Source organism: Tardiphaga sp. 619_E2_N8_4 (genome assembly GCF_051810905.1).
GTDB lineage: Bacteria > Pseudomonadota > Alphaproteobacteria > Rhizobiales > Xanthobacteraceae > Tardiphaga > Tardiphaga robiniae.
This window is the reverse complement of the sequence record NZ_JBPWQJ010000001.1, coordinates 3330585-3347340: the sequence shown is the minus strand read 5'-3', so window position 1 is coordinate 3347340 and position 16756 is coordinate 3330585. Positions and strand designations below refer to the sequence as shown.

Here is a 16756-nt window from a genome sequence, read left to right as displayed (position 1 = left end):
CGACCGATGTGTCAGGCAATATGGCTAGTAGTCAGAAAAGCTTCGCGCCAGACGCATCGACGACGCGTCCCCAACGGGCGTAATCGTCCTTGATCGTCTTGGCGAAGGCCTGAGGCGTCGAGGTCGTGATGCTGAGGCCCTGCTTTTCGAGACGCTCGCGAACATCCGGCAGCGCGCCGATGCGCACCACTTCGGCGTTCAGGCGATCAACAATGGCATCGGGCGTCCCTGCAGGCACGACGAGGCCGAACCAGGAGTCGACGACGAAGTCAGCCACGCCAGCTTCCGCCGGCGTCGGCACATCGGGAAGCTGCGACGAGCGCTCGCGGCTGGTGACCACGAGACCCTTGACCTTGCCGTCGCGGATCTGCGGCGCCAGCACCGTCAGCGTGTCGAAAGACAGATTCACCTGATTTCCGAGCAGTGCATTGACGGCCGGAGCGCTGCCCTTGAACGGCACATGCAGCAGATCCGTCTCGGTCAGGCTCTTGAACAGCTCGCCGCTCAGATGGCAGAGCGTGCCGGGTCCGCACGACGAGTAGGTGAATTTCCCCGGCTCGCGTTTCGCAGCAGCAACGAGCTCCTTCACTGATGACACCGGCGTATCGGGGCTGGCCGCGAGCACGTAAGGCACCGACGTCAGCATGGCCACCGGCGTGAAGCTCTTGAAGGGGTCGTAAGAGATGGTCTTGTTGATATGCGGCAGGATCGTGAGCTGTCCAGCAGGCGCCAGCGACAGCGTGTAGCCATCCGGATCGGCCTTGGCGACAGCATCGGCAGCAATAGCCGTACCGGCACCAGCCTTGTTCTCGACCACAATGGTCTGCTTCAGCGCCTCACCGAGCTTGTCGGCATAGACCCGCGCCGTGATGTCCGCAGCGCCGCCCGGCGGGAACGGAACGATCAGCTTGATCGTCCGGCTCGGCCAGCTGTCAGCGAGCGCCCCCGTCGCGCCGGAAACCAGCAGCACTGCCGCGAAAGCACCTGAGAGGAAGCGAAAAGACATGACGGACCGCACGGTCGTATTCCTTATGATCGATAATGAGAGTGTTTTGCCCGTGGCTCCCGCGAGGTTTCGCGGAGATTTCGCAATCATTTCAGCGATGTGGGACCACGTTTGTTACCACTGAAAATGTCATCGAGACGGGTGTCCGACAAGGAAACGCCTTTGCAAATAAGATCTGGACGATGGTGGATTGCTATCGTCGGACGGGCGGATGCGAGAAGTTGCTTCTTTTGACGGAACTATTCGGCAGCGGAACCTTATGCTCTGATCGGACCGTCGGAGTCGGAGAGCGTCATGACCGAGCTGAACCAGTCGACCGAGAAGAGCCGCTACCTCAGCGCCCCGAAACGCCCTGACTTCACGCTGGACCAGGACTGGGGCTCCTACTCCGCCGCCGAGCACGATCGCTGGGACCGCCTGTTCGCCCGCGCACAGACCGTCCTTAAAGGCCGGGCTTGCAACGAATTCCTCGCTGCGCTGAACACGCTGCAGCTGTCCGAATCCGGCATTCCCGATCTGGAGAAACTGAGTGCCCGTCTAACGCCGCTGACCGGTTGGCAGGTCGTGCCGGTCGCGGAACTGGTGCCCGACGAGATCTTCTTCGATCATCTTGCCAATCGCCGCTTCCCGGCCGGCGCCTTCATCCGCCCCGAACACGAAATGGATTACCTGCAGGAGCCTGACATCTTCCATGACGTTTTCGGGCACGTTCCGCTATTGGCGAACTCGGTCTATGCCGACTTCATGGAGGCCTATGGAAAAGGCGGCCAGCGCGCGATGGCGCTGGGCCAGTTGAAGAACCTGGCGCGTCTGTACTGGTACACGGTGGAGTTCGGCCTGATGAAGAGCGCGGACGGATTGCGCATCTTCGGCGCCGGCATTCTGTCGTCAGCAACAGAGTCGGTCTTCGCCCTGGAAGACTCCTCGCCGAACCGGATCACGTTCGACCTCGAACGCGTGATGCGGACGAACTACATCATCGACGATTTCCAGCAGAGCTATTTCGTCATTGAGAGCTTTGAGAAACTGCTGCAGGACAGCTATCAGGATTTTGGCGCACTCTATACCCGCCTGGCCAAAGCAGACGACATCGCGGCCGACGAGGTGACCCCTGAGGATCACGTCATCAGCCGCGGGACGCTAGACTATTTCAAGCGCAAGCGCGCGTCAGCCATTCATTGACTGGATGCGGAATTTAGCCGGCGACGCGCCGAAGCGACGACGGAAGCTGCGGTGGAAATAGGATAGTTCGTTGAAGCCGCAGGCGGCCGCGACTTCGCTGATCTTCAGGCTGCACTGCCGATCGCCGGTCAGCATGCTGCGGGCCTTTTCAAGCCTCAGCTCCATGATGCGATCGGTGATGCTGAGGCCGGAACCCTGCAGCAAATCCTGAACGTAGCGGACGGACAGGCCGAGCTTCTCGGCGACCACCCGGGTCGAGAACTGCTGGTCGGCAAAGCTCTCATTGATCTGGTTGATCACGCTGGCGATCCGCGCTCCGCGCAGGCCGCCGACCTCGGTGAGGTTCACGGGGTCCGGCTTTTCGATGCTGTGCACCTTGGCACGGTCGGATCCAAAGTCGGAGTGGCTGCTGAATGCGAGATTTGTGTTTTCCATGTTCCCAATCACCGCCCATTTCAATGTGTGCGGAGATAGGTCGTCCGGACCCCTGACTTTGGTTCAACGCCGACGACGATAATTTATCGTCTTTCGAAACCATAGCGGCGCACTGCGCCCCGATGGTGACCCATAAGTCGTTGGCCGGTGGTCGTCGTGTGGTCCCAAGATCGCGTTCCCCAGTAGTACTTCCAGGTGAGACCGAGCGGCGACAGCCGCTCACAATGCGACGCCAAGAGCGCGATCCAGCACAAGTCACGCGCTTACGACCACGACGAGAGCGGTATTTTTATACATGGTCGCTGCCGAAATGACGCGCGAAGCAGCTCCGATTCCTCGAGGGCCGCCAGCGCACCTGCAAGGAAACGACATGAAACAGCTTCTCCTCGGCACCATCGGCATCCTCAGCCTCGGCAATGCCGCCATCGCCGCAGACGTGCCGGCCCGCGCCTATACCAAGGCCTCCGCCATCGATCCTGCCTATAACTGGACCGGCTTTTATGCCGGCGTTCATGCCGGTTACGGTCTCGGCGGGACCGAATGGCAAATCCTGAATATCCGGACCGACGGCGCGCTGGGCGGCATTCAGGCCGGCTACAATCAACAGATCGGCAATCTGCTGCTCGGCATCGAGGCCGACATCAGCCTTAGCGGCATCAAGGGCAATCGCACGGTAAGCATTCTGAACCAGGCCACCCTGTCCCAGACGTCGCAAATCAACTGGCTGTCGACCGTGACCGGACGCATTGGCTTCGCCAATGGCCGCTGGCTCACTTACGCCAAGGGCGGCTTCGCCTGGGCCAATGAAGATCACGGCTACGACGTTCAGGTTTCGGTGCCGGGGCCGGACCGGCTTACACTGTCCGGCAGCGAGACACGGCGGGGTTGGATCGTCGGCGCCGGCATGGAATATGCGCTTGCCAACAACTGGTCGCTGCGCGGCGAGTATAACTTCGTCAACTTCCCCGACCACGAGTTCGATTTCAGCGGCACGCGGGCCTCCACCGGGCCGATCGCCTCCACGGCTTCGACCAAGCAGACGCTGCATCTCATCAAGCTCGGCGCGAATTACCAGTTCGGCGCTCCCGATGCCGCCAAACCGATCCCGCCGCTGCAATACGCACAGTCAGGATTCAATTGGACCGGGCTCTATCTCGGTGCGCAGGCAGGCTACGGATCGGGACACGGCGACTGGCGCGACTACACACCCGATGGGAAGTTCTCGATGACCGGAGGCTTTGGCGGCGGCCAGATCGGCGCCAATGTGCAGCTCGGGGTGATCGTCATGGGTGTTGAAGGTGAACTGGTCGGCGGCAATATCGGCGGCGGCACCCGCACCAACTTTGATAACAATCTCGAGATGCGCTCGCGCACCGAATGGCTCGCAATGGCCACCGCACGTATCGGTATGGTGACCAACGAGCGCTGGCTGACCTATCTCAAGGGCGGTGTCGCCGTCGCTGGGGATCATCACGCCATATCGCTGTCGTCGGGCCCGCAATACGCAAATCTCGACGGATCCCGCCTTCACACCGGTTACGTGGTCGGTGCCGGCGTGGAATACGCCTTCGCACCAAACTGGTCCGTCAAGGCGGAGTACAACTACATCGGCTTCGGCCACGACAATGCGAGCCTCGAAGGCGTGATCAATGCCCCTCCGATGGTCGGCCCTTATTATCTGAATGCCGATATTGCCCAGACCATGCAGCTCAGCAAGATCGGCGTGAACTATCACTTTGCGCCATAAACGCGACAGCCGACCACCATCGCGCTATCAAGCGCATGGTGGTCGCGCCTCCTAGCGCGGTAACATCTCGGGTGGCGGCGAACGGTCCAGTACATCGCCTTTCGCGCCTTCCAGCAGATTCAGCTCGACATTCTCCACGACCAGCGGGCCACGTTTGCGTTTGAGGTCAGCCACTTTCTCGATATTCGCAAAAGCCGCCCGCCATTCCGGATTGGCCGCAGCATTTTGCTCACCCACCAGCAAAAGCTTGCCGGATAGCTGCTCTGCACTCGGCTCCGGCATGTTCACCCAGCGAATCCGCTGGGTGCGCTGGAAGACACAGGTCCCCCTCGGCAGATAGAAGGTCAGCCATCCCGTGGTGCCGTAATCGGGCGCCACCACGCATGTGGCCCCGACACGGGCGCGAACCGCCTCGACGTCGGCCGCCAGTTCGACGAAACCCACGCCGATGCTGCGTACTGTCGCATCACGCTTGTAGCCGGACAGCAGACCCGTATTGGCCTGCACCACCAGTGCCGTGAACATGACGACGCCGGTCGGCCCCGCCCAGCGCAGGCAGAAGTCCACCGTGCGCTGCTCGCGCGGCTTCCATTGCACGATCGTTGCCGCGACGGCAGCAATGATGGCCAGCGTCGGATAGACCGGCGCGAACCAGTTGGCCTCGACGCGGCTGTGCAGCGCATGCCAGCCGAAATACAGCACGATGACCCAAAACATCGCATTCAGCAGCACCCGCGCCGGCCACGCTCCGGGCCTGCGGACCGCCAAGGCATAGAGACCCATCACGCCGAGAATGAACACCAGCGGTGTCGCGAAGGCGAATTGGGTCGGGATCAACTCGGCGATGAAAGCCGGATTGAAGTGATCGATCCGGGCGCGTCCGAGCTGCTTGATGAAAGACACCCAGCCATGTTCGGCATTCCAGAACAGCACCGGCGAGAACACCGCGAGCGCTACCAGACCGCCGAGATAGGGCCATGGCGAGATCAGCCAGCGCCGCATCTTCGGTACGGCAATGAGCCAGATCAGGATCGCCGGCCCGAAAAACAGTGCGGTATATTTCGATAGCAGCGCTACGCCGACGGCCACGCCCACCGCGAGCCACCACGCGCCCTGCCCGGTGGCCAGCACCTGGGCCAGCGTCAACAACACGAAACTCGAGGCGACCAGCACCGGCGCGTCCGGCGTGACGATCATCAACCCGACCGACGTGATCATCGTCGCATTGAGCAGGATCACCGCCGTCGTCGCGATCCGCTGACCGCCGAACAGCAGTTCGGCCGTGCGATACACCGCCCAGCTCATCGGCAGTGCCAGCAGCACCGAGACAAGCCTGACACCTAAGGCGGTATCGCCCGCGATCATCGTGCCGAGCCGGATCACGACTGCGACCATCGGCGGGTGGTCGTAATAGCCACCAGCCAGATGTTTCGACCACATCCAGTAATAGGCTTCATCGAAGGTCAGCGGCGTCCATGCGGCCGCCGCCAGCCGCAGCAGCACCAGACCGACGACCACGGCCGCGGTGCCGCGAACCAGCCGCAGTTCCTGCGCGGTCATCCAGCGATCACCGTTTCCGCCACACGAAGAGGCCCGACATCGCGTAGTTCCAGACCACGCCCATCAGCGCGCCGGAAGCACCCGCCAGCCACCAGATCGGCTCCTGGTCGAAGACCGACCAAGCCACGCCGACATTGGCGAGCAGACCCACGCTGCAGACCACGTAGAAGATCGCCAGACCACGCAGGATGCCGAAACCTTTCAAACGCTGGTCGCGATAGGTCAGGAAATTGTTGAGCAGGAAGTTGCCGGTCATCGCGCAAAACGCCGCAATGGCCTGCGCCTCTGCGAATGGCGGATCGAAAACTTCCAGCGTGACGAACAACACGGCGAAATGCACGAACAGGCCGATCGAGCCGACCATAGCAAACAGCAGGAAGCGCAGCGACACGGTATCGTTGGTCAGCTTTGCCAGCACAAGGCCCAGGAAGTCGAGCGCCACCATGGAATCGAGCTTGCTTTCACCATGCAGCCGCGAGCCGAATGTGTAGGGCACCTCGATAACGCGCAGATCGCCTTCTGCCGTCGCGACGACATCGAGCAGGATCTTGAAGCCCTGCGTTGAGAGTTTCGGCGCCAGTTGTTCAAAGCGATCGCGGCGGATCATGAAGAAGCCGCTCATCGGATCGGCGATCTCGACCTTCAGCACCCGCTGCGCCACGGCGGTGGCAAATTTGCTGGCGCCAAGGCGCTGCTGGTTGAAACTGTCGGCGCTGCCGCCCTCGATATAGCGGCTGCCGATCACCAGTTCGGCGGCGCCGCTTTCGATCAGACCAAGCATCTTGCCGAGCTGGGTCTCATCGTGCTGCAAGTCGCCGTCGATCACCGCCGCGCAGGGCGCGCTGGACGCCAGCATGCCCTCGATGCAGGCGCCGGACAGGCCGCGCCGGCCGATGCGCCGGATACAGCGCACGCGCGAGTCGGCGCGCGCCAGTTCGCGTACCGCGTCGGCGGTGCCGTCCGGCGAATTGTCGTCGACGAAAATGACTTCCCAGGAAATGCCGACCAGCGCCGCGTCCAACCGCTGCACCAGAGTGGCGACATTGCCGCGCTCGTTGAAAGTGGGGACGACAACGGACAGCTGCAGCGGAGCGCCCGCCTGCAATATCTGTCCGGGCCCCGGTCTGCTGGCTTCGTTCATGGCGCCAGCATATATCTGCCGCGCCGGACCATGCCAAGGCGGACAGGGAACGGCGGGGCTTAACAGGTGCCGGAACAAGCCATCAGAGGGGAAACGGCCGAAAGTGGCCCAAAAATGCTAACGACCCCGAACAACAGGCGCACGTACATCCGGCGCACCGAGCTATTCAAGGTCGTTCCAGCGCCGGAGCTATGAAGCATCATCGTCGCCGTTGGAGACAAAATAGGGACGCTGGAGACATTCCGCAAGGGGTGTCCCGGGACTGCGTTCAACGCCACAGTCCGGCCGCAAACACCGCACCCTGGCACCATTCTGTTGCTGGCGAGCTATAGCCAGTCTTGCCCGTGCCCGCTACCTTGCCCCGGTCAACAGCGGCGCGTTCGCGCGGTTTTCTGAGGCGGAAGCCCCGCCTGAACCGCGACCACAATCGTCTCCGCGCATGATAATCGGAGGCGCCATGCGACGCTCGCTCGGACCATGCCTATTCGCTGCATCGCTGACGCTGGCATCCTTCGGCGCCAGCCATGTCACCGCGCAGACAATTGATACCGTCACGACGACGCTGCTGTCCGATTCGCGCGTCACGGCTGCGCTCGATGCCATCAAGGCCGACGATGCCCACACCCTGAAAGAGCAGATCCGGATCACCGAAATTCCCGCGCCTCCGTTCAAGGAGAACCTGCGCGGCAACTACATTCTGTCACGGTTTCAGGAACTGGGCTTCAAAGACGCCGTGATCGACGCCGAGGGCAATGTGATCGCCCGGCGCAAGGGCACCGCCGGAACGCCGAAGCTGGTCATCTCCGCACATCAGGACACTGTCTTTCCCGAGGGGACCGACGTCACGGTGAAGGAAAAGGACGGCGTCTATCTGGCGCCGGGGATCGGTGATGATGCCCGTGGGCTCGCGGCCCTGCTGTCTTTGATGCAGACCCTCAACACGCAGCAGATTGCGACGGTCGGGGACGTCATGTTCGTCGCCAGCGTCGGCGAAGAAGAGCTGGGCAATCTGCGCGGCGTCAAAGCCCTGTTTCGCGACAACAAGGATATCGACGGTTTCATCTCGATCGACGGACTCGGCGTCACGCGCATCGTCAACCAGGGAACGGGAAGCCACCGCTACGAGATGATCTTCAAGGGTCCGGGCGGTCACAGTTTTCAGGAATTCGGCCTGCCGAGCGCGACCCATGCGCTGGGTCGCGCAATCGCGAAAATCTCGGAGCTGCAGACTCCCGCAGATCCGAAAACCACCTTCACGGTCGGAACGGTAAGTGGCGGCACATCCGTCAACGCCATCGCAGCGGAAGCACGCATGACGATCGACATGCGATCGAATTCGACCGAAGAACTGTTGAAACTCGAAGCGAGGCTTCTCGATCAGGTGAAGGACGCAGTGGGTGAAGAAAACAAACGCTGGGGATCGGACAAGATCACTGTCGAGATCAAACTGATTGGCGACCGCCCGGCGGGCGTTGTCGCAGAAGACTCTCCCCTCGTGCAGGCGACCGCGCGTGCCGTGACCGCGCTGACCCGCGCGCCCCATGTCACCTTTGCCGGCTCTAGCACGGACTCCAATCTCGCGATGTCGCTCGGCATCCCTGCGGTGACCATCGGCGGCGGCGGCCAGGGCGGCAACTGGCATTCGCGCAATGAATGGTACAAGCCCGTCGACGCTTATATCGGGCCGCAAAATGCACTGCTGACGATGCTGGTGCTGACCGGCGTGGAGGGCGTAACCAAGCCGGTGCTGCCGGCGCGGCACTGAGTAACACGGCGAATACTGAAAGGATCGGCCTCACAATGGTTGCGAAATCCGGACAAATCCGTATCGGCATCGGCGGTTGGACTTTCGCGCCGTGGCGCGGGGTGTTCTATCCGGAGAAACTCACGCAAGCGAAGGAGCTGAGCTATGCCGCGTCCAAGCTGACCTCGATCGAGATCAACGGGACCTTCTACGGCTCGCAGAAGCCGGAGAGCTTTCGCAAATGGGCGCGCGAGGTGCCGGAGGATTTCGTATTCTCGCTCAAGGGCCCCCGCTTCGCAACCAATCGCCGGGTGCTCGCCGAAGCCGGCGAGAGCGTGAGCCGGTTCTACGATTCCGGCGTGCTTGAACTCGGCGGCAAGCTCGGCCCCGTTCTGTGGCAATTCGCGCCGACCAAGAAATTCGACGAAGCCGATTTCGGGAAGTTTCTCGAATTGTTGCCGACAGAGCTCGGTGGGCGCAAGCTGCGCCATGTGGTCGAGGTCCGCCACGACAGTTTCTGCGTGCCGGCCTTCATTGCGCTGCTACGACAGTTCAAGATCCCCGTGGTATTCTCCGAACACGCCACCTACCCGGCCATTGCCGATGTCACCGGCGACTTCGTCTATCTGCGTTTGCAGAAGGGTGAGGACAGCATCAAGACTGCCTATCCACCGAAGGCGCTGGATGCCTGGGCCAAACGTTTCGAGACCTGGGCCGGCGGCGGCGAGCCAACCGACCTGCCGCGCGTCGACGACGCCAAGATCAAGAAACAGCCACGCGACGTGTTCGCCTATGTCATCCACGAGGCCAAGGTACGCGCACCACACGGTGCCATGGCGTTGATCGAGCGGGTGACGTAGCACCCACGCGCGTTGCTCAATCGAGCTTGATGCCAGCCTCGCGGATCAGTTTTGTCCAAGTCGCGTGTTCTGATGCGATGAAGCCGTCGAGCTTGTCGTCGGGCATATCCCAGGGCTCACCGCCGCTCTTCTCGAACCGCTCCTTCAGATCGGGCAACACCGCCCGAATGTCCTGACGGAGCTTTGCGATCACTGCAGGCGGCGTTTTGGCCGGCACGAAAATGCCCAGCCATGAATCCACATCGAGGCCGGGCACGCCCGCTTCCGCCATGGTCGGAACATCGGGCGCCAGCGGACTCCGCTTCGACGACAGGACCGCGATGCCCCGCACCTGCCCCGTCTGCACATAAGGCAGCCCGGCAGCAATCGAATCGAAGAACAGATCGATACGGCCCGCCAGCAGATCGGCAAAAGCAGGCGGAGATCCCCTGTAAGGCACCTCCTGCAGCTTGACGCCGGCAGACTTCATGAAGGCCGCGGCCACCAATTGCTGGCCGGTCCCGACGCCGGCCGTCGCCACAGTGATCGACCCCGGCTTGTCCAATGCGGCCGCGACGATCTCCTTCGGCGTCTGCTGCGGCAGATCCTTGCGGCCGACCATGATGTAGCCAAACTTGTAGACCAGCGCGACCGGCACGAAATCCTTCAACGGGTCATAGGCGAGCTTGGCGTAAAGTGCGGAGTTGAAGGCCATGTTGGAAAGGCCGCCGACCATCAGCGTATAGCCGTCGGCCTCGCTCTGGGCCGCAGCCTGCGTGCCCACGACGGTGCCCGCTCCTGGCTTGTTCTCGACAAAGAACGCCTGCCCCGTTCGCTTCGCCAGCGCATCGGCGAGATGCCGCCCGACCAGATCGTAGCTGCCGCCGGGCGCGATCGGCACGATAATTCTGACCGGACGATCCGGATATGCGCCTTGCGCCAGAGATGTGGACTGAAACGACACAAGCGCGAGCGCGAGCGCGATTACGCCTAACGCACCAACCATGCGAGCCATCATTCCCCCGGTAATATCGGCCATTGAACTGGCGGAGTTTGTTGAGTTGACTATGTGCCATGTTGCAAATGGGAGCAACGCCTCGCGGCTGGCCGCGACATTGTGCCAATCATTCGTCGATCACGGGGATGCTCACATGGCCCGAAAAGCGCCTCAACTCTTCACCGTCGGTTACGAGCAGACGCCAGCGAAAGCCGTGCTCGATGAACTGCAAAATGCCGGCGTCAAGCTGCTGGTCGATGTGCGTGCCGTCGCCGCGTCGCGGCGGCCGGGTTTCTCCAAGAACCAACTCGCCGCCGGCCTCGACGAGCGCGGCATCGGCTACATCCATCTGCGCGGACTGGGTACGCCCAAGGACGGCCGCGAAGCCGCACGCAGCGGCAAGCTCGCAGCGCTCGAAAAGATCTATATGGCTCATCTCAAGACACCGCAGGCACGGGAGGAGATGGATGAGCTGGCGGCGCTGGTGACGAAGTCCGGACCGGTCTGCATCCTCTGCTACGAGCGCGACCACGAACACTGCCATCGGCGCTGGATCGCCGAGATCATCGAGGAGCGCGAAGGTGCCAAGGTTCAGAACCTGCTGCCGTCGCAGCTTTGAAGCCGCGCGACGATCTCACAGCAGATTTTTTCAGATTATTACTTATCCACACTGGACGTAGGCTTATCCCCAAGATAATCTACCTTAAGTTGTATTTTTATGTTGTGTTTCTGTTGCGTTGGGTGGGGGCTCGATGCGTTGGGGACTGGCGTTACGCGCATTATGCGTTGCAGCGGCCGCATATTCCTGCGGCGTAGCCTCGGCTCAGGATGTCGGCGAGATCGATACGACGATCGAGCCGGCATCCGGCTCATCGAGCTTTTGGTCGTCCCTGTTCGACACGCGTATCAAAAAACGGCGCGCCTTCGATTTTCTCTCCGGAGGCATGCCGGACCGCCTGATGTATTTCGGCGGCGTGGACGCGTCGCATTGGAGCCTTGGTGCCTATTTGGGGCTGCAATGGGCTCCCGCCGGCCTTAACAAGGACGGTTTCATTCTGCGTTTCTTTCTGTCGGAAAACCTCGAACGCTACACGACAGGCACGCGCTCAGACTACACCCAGATCAGCCGCGCAGCGATCCTGCCGGGCTACCTCATCCGAAGCGGCAATCTGGAAGTTCAGCTATTGGCTGGCCTCGATATGGAAGCCGACTATTTCTACCACGATCAGCGCCGCTCCCGGCTTCGCGCGATGCTCGGCGCGCGGGGCACGATGGATGTCTGGTGGGAGCCGACACGCGAGCTGATGCTGCAATATGCCATCTCAGGCACGACCATCGATACTGGCTATACCACGCGCATTGCAGCCGGCTGGCGCCTGTTCGATTTGTTCTGGATCGGCCCGGAGGCAGCACTGTCGAACGACTATTTCAGCCAACAGACCCGGATCGGCGGCCATCTGACTGGCTTGCGCACCGGTCCTTACGAATGGTCATTCGCCGCGGGACATGTGCGGGACAATTTCGAGCGCCAGGGCGTCTATGCGCGCTTCGGCATGGTCATGCGACCGCCCCGCGCGCCATTCTTCGAGAACTGACGCAGCACTCAGCCCAAGCGCCAGATCGCCTGCGGCAGGTCATAGCCGCGGATCGGCACATCGCCGAGCAGCTCCGCATCGCTGCAAGTGTCGCCCAAGGCATCACGTATGGAGGCAGAGATCAGTAATTGTGAGCCGAACTGTTTGTTGAGCGCCTCAAGCCGAGCCGCGAAGTTCACGGTATCGCCGATGACGGTGTATTCCTTGCGGCGCGGGGAGCCAACGTTGCCGGCAATCACGGCCCCAATATGAAGCCCTATGCCGATGCGCAGGGGCCATTCGCTGTCCTGATTGCTTTTCTCGACAGCTATGAGCATCTCGCGTGCCGCCTGCACGGCGCCATGCGCCGCATTCGGATCCTCAATGGGCGCTCCGAACAGCGCGAGAAATCCGTCCCCGAGAAACTTGTTCACGATCCCGGAATGTCGATCCAGCACGTCGACCAATAGAGCAAAGGTCTCGTCGAGCCGATCCACCACCTCGCGGGGCGAATGCACACGGGTCGCTGCGGTAAAGTTACGGATATCGACGAACATCACCGCGACCTGACGCATCTCGGTCGTAGAGCTCGTTCCCGACGCCAGCAACTGCTCCACAACCTGCGGCGAGACATGCTGACCGAACAGATTGGTGACACGATCGCGCGCCGAAGTTGCCGCGATGCTCGCCTCGAACTGGCGACGGAGTTGCAAGCCGACCGCGCCTGCAAGAATACCGCAGAGCAGGACCATGGCGCTGCGGATAAGCTGAAACGCAAAATCCGGTGCCGGTTCCGAGGCGAATTGCACCGGATGATACAGCATGGCCAGCGCGAGCATCTGGGCGGCCGCGACAAAGCCCGTAAATGTCGACAGCCAGAAATCGAGCCGAAGCGTGGATAGAATGATGAAGATGAAATAGGACAAAGGCGCCGCAAATGCCAACGCCGCCGCCGGCCCCATCCAGCCCATATGGAGATGCAGTGCGGCCGTCGGAATGCTGGTCTCGATGAGTGCGCTCAAATAGCGCCGCCCCTGCGCAATATCCTGCCCTGCAGCGATGCGCTGATTGACCTTGTAAAGAACGAAGAACTCGAACAGCAGCAGCGGGCCCGTGATCATAAAAGACGATTTAAGATCGAACTGGCCATTGGATATGCGCGCGAAGCTCGACGGCGCCAGCAGATAGGCGATGGACAGCGACAGCGTCACGATCACCACGGTGCCAATGACCGTCTTGACCCGCAACCGTTCGGTCAACAGCATCTCGCGGCTCAGCGCCTTGCGAAATTCGCGAACGGACGGATCGGCGTCGGCGGCAGACTTCAGAAGTGTCCGGAAAAATTGAATCATTGCAGCAGTCTAGCTGCCGCAGGCGCATTGAACGAGATATTTGTCGGGGAGCTCTAGCCCTTGGCGTCGCAGGCCCATGCGCGGATGACGCATTCCTTACCGCCGTAGTCATAGCATTTCTTGGTCGCCTGATTCAGCGAACTCGAAATACGGGGCGCCCCGGCATAGCCGTGTGCGCCGCAGGGATTCTTCATATCGACGGCGAAGGCTGCACAGGCACGGTTGATCGTTACGGTCGTGCATTCGCCCTTGCACTGCTTTTTAGCGGCCGCCAGCGCCGCCCCCTGCGCCGGATAGTCGAAGGCCTGGCCATAGGCACCGCACTTGCCCACGGCGAGGGCACCAGCGGCCGAAGCCACGTCCATGGCACCGACGCTCATCAACAAGGCAACGGCGAGAATCGCGCGACGACGCGCGGCAACAAACAGTGACAATTTCCCCTCCCCCGAGGTCGATCGAGGCAGACGCTAAAGGAAGGGCGTTTCAACTTGGTGAACGAAAGTGCAATGCGGCGGCCCGCCGCATACGCCATGCGTTAGCCGCTCCGCGCGTCTTCCAGCGCCTGCGGTGTATCGATATCGAGGAAGGCGCCGTGACCTTCGACCGCCACATCGGCAACGGCTTCGGCGTGCTTCATGATCAGGTGCCGAGCGCCGATATCGCCGTCCAACGTCATCAACTCATTGAAGAAGCGCCGAGACCACAACACGGGATTACCGCGACGGCCCTCGCTTACAGGGACGACGATGAGGTTGCCGCGATCCGGCGCGAAGGCTTCGATCAACCGGTCGATCAAGCGGGCATCGATCAGCGGCATGTCGCCGAGACAGATCACGGCTCCATTGGCATCGGCCGGGACCGCCGCGATGCCGGCTTTCACCGAACTGGCAAGGCCATCAGCAAAATCAGGGTTGTAGACGAACGTGACTTTGAGTCCGGCCAGCGCCTTCTCGACCTCTGGCGCCTGATGACCTGTCACCACCGTTACGCTCGACGCTTTCGATGCGATCGCCTGTTCGGCGACTATCCGGACCAATGCCTTGCCGTTGAGTTCGGCGAGCAACTTGTTCGGCCCCCCCATCCGGGTCGAACGACCGGCGGCCAGAATAACGGCGGCGACGTTGCTGTTGCCATCGCTGCCGACGGGCACGCGCGGTTGCGGCCGGGTGACGATTTCCATCAGCAAACCGCCGACGCCCATGCCTGTGAGATCCGAACGCGTGACCTTGAGACCGGCCAGCAGCCGCATCAACACCCAATCGAAGCCGTTCTCGACTGGGGATCGCGCACAGCCCGGCGCACCCAGCACCGGCACGTTGCCGGCCCTGCCGATCAGCAGCAGATTGCCGGGATCTACCGGCATGCCGAAATGCTCGATGGCGCCGCCGATCTGTTCGATCGCCGACGGAATGACATCACGGCGGTCGGCAATGGCCGAGGCGCCGAACACAATCACCAGCTCGGCGCCCAGCCCGAGCAGTTCCTTGATTGTCTTTGCCAGCACCTTCTCGTCGTGTGGCACGCGGCGCTCGGCGATGATCTTCGCACCGGCAGGCGCGAGACGCTCTTCGGTCACACGCAGCGTCTTGTCGATCACCTTCGGCGACAGCCCCGGTAACAGCGTCGAGACGATGCCGACTTTCTTGACCGTGTAAGGCGCGATCCTCATCGCGCCGCCCGAGGCAGCCTGGACGGCCGCGTCGCGCAGCGTACCGGCGACGCCGAACGGGATCAGCTTGACGGTCGCGATCATCTCGCCTTCGACCACCGGCTTGTAGGCCGCCAGCGTTGCAAAGGTGATCGCTTCATCGACGGCATTGATGCGATCGACGATGGCGCGATCGACGACCAGCACGCCCGGAGTCCCCGCAAACAGATTGGCGCGGCCCGTGAAGGCTCGCTCGACATTGACGCCCTCGCCCGCCACTGACTGCGCGATACTAGCTGCAGCGACGTCTTCGGACACATCACCGTCCTCGAGACGCACGACGACCACGTCCTTGACCCCCGCGCCGGTCAGCGCGGCGACTTCATCGGGACCGATAGTGGTGCCCTTCTTGAGAACGAGCGAACCCTGACGCAGTGTGTGGACGGTCACGCCGCCAAGTGCATCCGCCGGACTGGCGGGACCGAACTTCATGGGTTGCTCACTTTGGACAATTCCGCGGGTATCGTCTTGGGCATGCGCAGTTCGGCGGTGATCTCGGCCATGATCGAGACCGCGATCTCCGACGGCGAAACAGCACCGATATTGAGACCGATCGGCGCCTTGATCCGCGCGAAGTCAGCCTCGCTGACGCCCTGCGCCTTCAGCCGGTCGCCGCGCTTCGCGTGGGTTTTCCGCGAGCCGAGCGCGCCGATATAGAAGCAGTTCTTCTCGAACGCATGCAGCAGCGCGGGATCGTCAATCTTCGGATCATGGGTCACGGCGACGAAGGCTGTGTAGTGATCGATGTGGAGGCCCGGCAGCGCCTCATCCGGCCATTCGGCGATCAGCTGCACGTCCGGGAAACGCTCGGGGCTGGCAAAGGCCGTGCGCGGATCGACCACGGTGACGTCGTAATCCAGCGACCGTGCCAGCGGCGCCAGCGCCTGGCTGATATGGACGGCACCGATGATCACGAGGCGCGCGGTCGGCGCGTAGACATTGAGGAACAGCTTCTTGCCATTTGACTCGATCATGGCGCTCTTGCCCATGCGCAGCTGCTTCTCCAGCTCGGCATGCAGCGGATCAGCGCCGAAATCGGCGGCCTTCATCAGGCGTTGTGTTCCATCGGATATATCGGTGATCAAAATAACGGGGCGCCGAGCGGCGCGTTCCGTGTTCAGGGTGGCGAGCGTCTCGGCTTTCACGACTGACCGACCTTCTCGACGAACACGCGGATGGTGCCGCCGCAGGACAGGCCGACATTCCACGCGGTCTCGTCAGCCACGCCGAATTCGAGCAATTTGGGCTCGCCACTCGCAATCACATCGAGCGCCTCGGTGACCACGGCGCCCTCGACGCAACCGCCGGAGACCGAGCCCAGGAAGGTGCCATCGTCATTGATGACGAGATTCGAGCCTGCGGGACGCGGCGCCGAACCCCAGGTCTCAACCACGGTGGCCAGCGCCACGCCGTGTCCGGCCTTCTGCCACGCTTCCGCGGCCTGCAGGATGTCTTCATCGCGATTGAGCAT

At 62.0% G+C, this 16756-nt stretch carries 16 protein-coding genes; 6 read left to right on the top strand and 10 right to left on the bottom strand.

Going from position 1 to position 16756, the window contains the following annotated elements; translation table 11 throughout:
• Window positions 1-31 precede the first annotated feature (31 nt).
• Entirely contained in the window at window positions 32-1006 is a 975-nt protein-coding gene (locus tag AB8A23_RS15860; RefSeq protein WP_439059040.1) for a Bug family tripartite tricarboxylate transporter substrate binding protein, read from the bottom strand.
• A 294-nt stretch (window positions 1007-1300) separates the two neighbouring features.
• Here AB8A23_RS15860 and phhA point away from each other — a divergent pair, with 294 nt between their 5' ends.
• Entirely contained in the window at window positions 1301-2188 is an 888-nt protein-coding gene (gene phhA, locus AB8A23_RS15855) for a phenylalanine 4-monooxygenase (protein ID WP_439059041.1), read from the top strand.
• Here the strand turns inward: phhA and AB8A23_RS15850 are convergent.
• A complete protein-coding gene (locus AB8A23_RS15850) occupies window positions 2174-2623 on the bottom strand; it encodes a helix-turn-helix transcriptional regulator (protein ID WP_068736063.1) in 450 nt (149 codons plus the stop codon). The two genes, phhA and AB8A23_RS15850, sit on opposite strands and share 15 nt — an antisense overlap.
• A gap of 370 nt (window positions 2624-2993) precedes the next feature.
• On the opposite strand from AB8A23_RS15850, the gene AB8A23_RS15845 reads away from it, so the two are divergent.
• Window positions 2994-4370 (top strand): outer membrane protein, encoded by a 1377-nt coding sequence (locus AB8A23_RS15845; RefSeq protein WP_439059044.1) that lies wholly within the window; start codon window positions 2994-2996, stop codon window positions 4368-4370.
• Window positions 4371-4421: 51 nt separating this feature from the next.
• On the opposite strand, the gene AB8A23_RS15840 is transcribed toward AB8A23_RS15845, so the two are convergent.
• Complete coding sequence (locus tag AB8A23_RS15840; protein ID WP_439059046.1) at window positions 4422-5930, bottom strand: glycosyltransferase family 39 protein; 1509 nt, start codon at window positions 5928-5930, stop codon at window positions 4422-4424.
• A 7-nt stretch (window positions 5931-5937) separates the two neighbouring features.
• Window positions 5938-7071, bottom strand: a complete 1134-nt coding sequence (locus tag AB8A23_RS15835) for a glycosyltransferase (RefSeq protein WP_439059048.1) — start codon at window positions 7069-7071, stop codon at window positions 5938-5940.
• Window positions 7072-7528: 457 nt separating this feature from the next.
• Between AB8A23_RS15835 and AB8A23_RS15830 the strand changes: the two genes are divergently transcribed.
• Both AB8A23_RS15830 and AB8A23_RS15825 read left to right on the top strand, forming a co-directional pair.
• Window positions 7529-8836 carry a M20/M25/M40 family metallo-hydrolase gene (locus AB8A23_RS15830; RefSeq protein WP_439059049.1) on the top strand — a complete coding sequence of 436 codons (1308 nt, stop codon included), beginning with the start codon at window positions 7529-7531 and terminating at the stop codon, window positions 8834-8836.
• A gap of 35 nt (window positions 8837-8871) precedes the next feature.
• Window positions 8872-9675: a DUF72 domain-containing protein gene (locus tag AB8A23_RS15825; protein WP_175365810.1), complete on the top strand. Its 804-nt coding sequence runs from the start codon at window positions 8872-8874 to the stop codon at window positions 9673-9675.
• Between the two features lie 16 nt (window positions 9676-9691).
• Here AB8A23_RS15825 and AB8A23_RS15820 read toward each other — a convergent pair whose 3' ends face one another.
• Window positions 9692-10660: a Bug family tripartite tricarboxylate transporter substrate binding protein gene (locus AB8A23_RS15820; RefSeq protein ID WP_439059051.1), complete on the bottom strand. Its 969-nt coding sequence runs from the start codon at window positions 10658-10660 to the stop codon at window positions 9692-9694.
• 145 nt (window positions 10661-10805) lie between these two features.
• On the opposite strand from AB8A23_RS15820, the gene AB8A23_RS15815 reads away from it, so the two are divergent.
• Window positions 10806-11270, top strand: a complete 465-nt coding sequence (locus tag AB8A23_RS15815; protein WP_175365812.1) for a DUF488 domain-containing protein — start codon at window positions 10806-10808, stop codon at window positions 11268-11270.
• Between the two features lie 133 nt (window positions 11271-11403).
• The gene (bcsS, locus tag AB8A23_RS15810; protein ID WP_439059053.1) at window positions 11404-12246 is read left to right on the top strand and encodes a cellulose biosynthesis protein BcsS; all 843 of its coding nucleotides are present in this window, start codon (window positions 11404-11406) and stop codon (window positions 12244-12246) included.
• A gap of 8 nt (window positions 12247-12254) precedes the next feature.
• Here the strand turns inward: bcsS and AB8A23_RS15805 are convergent, their stop codons facing one another.
• The 5 genes from AB8A23_RS15805 to AB8A23_RS15785 all read right to left on the bottom strand — a co-directional run bounded on the left by AB8A23_RS15805 (window position 12255) and on the right by AB8A23_RS15785 (window position 16756).
• The gene (locus AB8A23_RS15805; RefSeq protein ID WP_439059055.1) at window positions 12255-13577 is read right to left on the bottom strand and encodes an adenylate/guanylate cyclase domain-containing protein; all 1323 of its coding nucleotides are present in this window, start codon (window positions 13575-13577) and stop codon (window positions 12255-12257) included.
• Between the two features lie 53 nt (window positions 13578-13630).
• The gene (locus AB8A23_RS15800) at window positions 13631-13957 is read right to left on the bottom strand and encodes a DUF4189 domain-containing protein (RefSeq protein WP_439060514.1); all 327 of its coding nucleotides are present in this window, start codon (window positions 13955-13957) and stop codon (window positions 13631-13633) included.
• A 155-nt stretch (window positions 13958-14112) separates the two neighbouring features.
• Complete coding sequence (locus AB8A23_RS15795) at window positions 14113-15717, bottom strand: NTP transferase domain-containing protein (RefSeq protein ID WP_439059056.1); 1605 nt, start codon at window positions 15715-15717, stop codon at window positions 14113-14115.
• A complete protein-coding gene (locus AB8A23_RS15790; RefSeq protein WP_439059057.1) occupies window positions 15714-16430 on the bottom strand; it encodes an XdhC family protein in 717 nt (238 codons plus the stop codon). Before AB8A23_RS15790 ends, AB8A23_RS15795 begins: the two co-directional genes overlap by 4 nt.
• Entirely contained in the window at window positions 16427-16756 is a 330-nt protein-coding gene (locus AB8A23_RS15785; RefSeq protein ID WP_068736040.1) for an XdhC family protein, read from the bottom strand. The genes AB8A23_RS15790 and AB8A23_RS15785 overlap by 4 nt, the downstream gene beginning before the upstream one ends.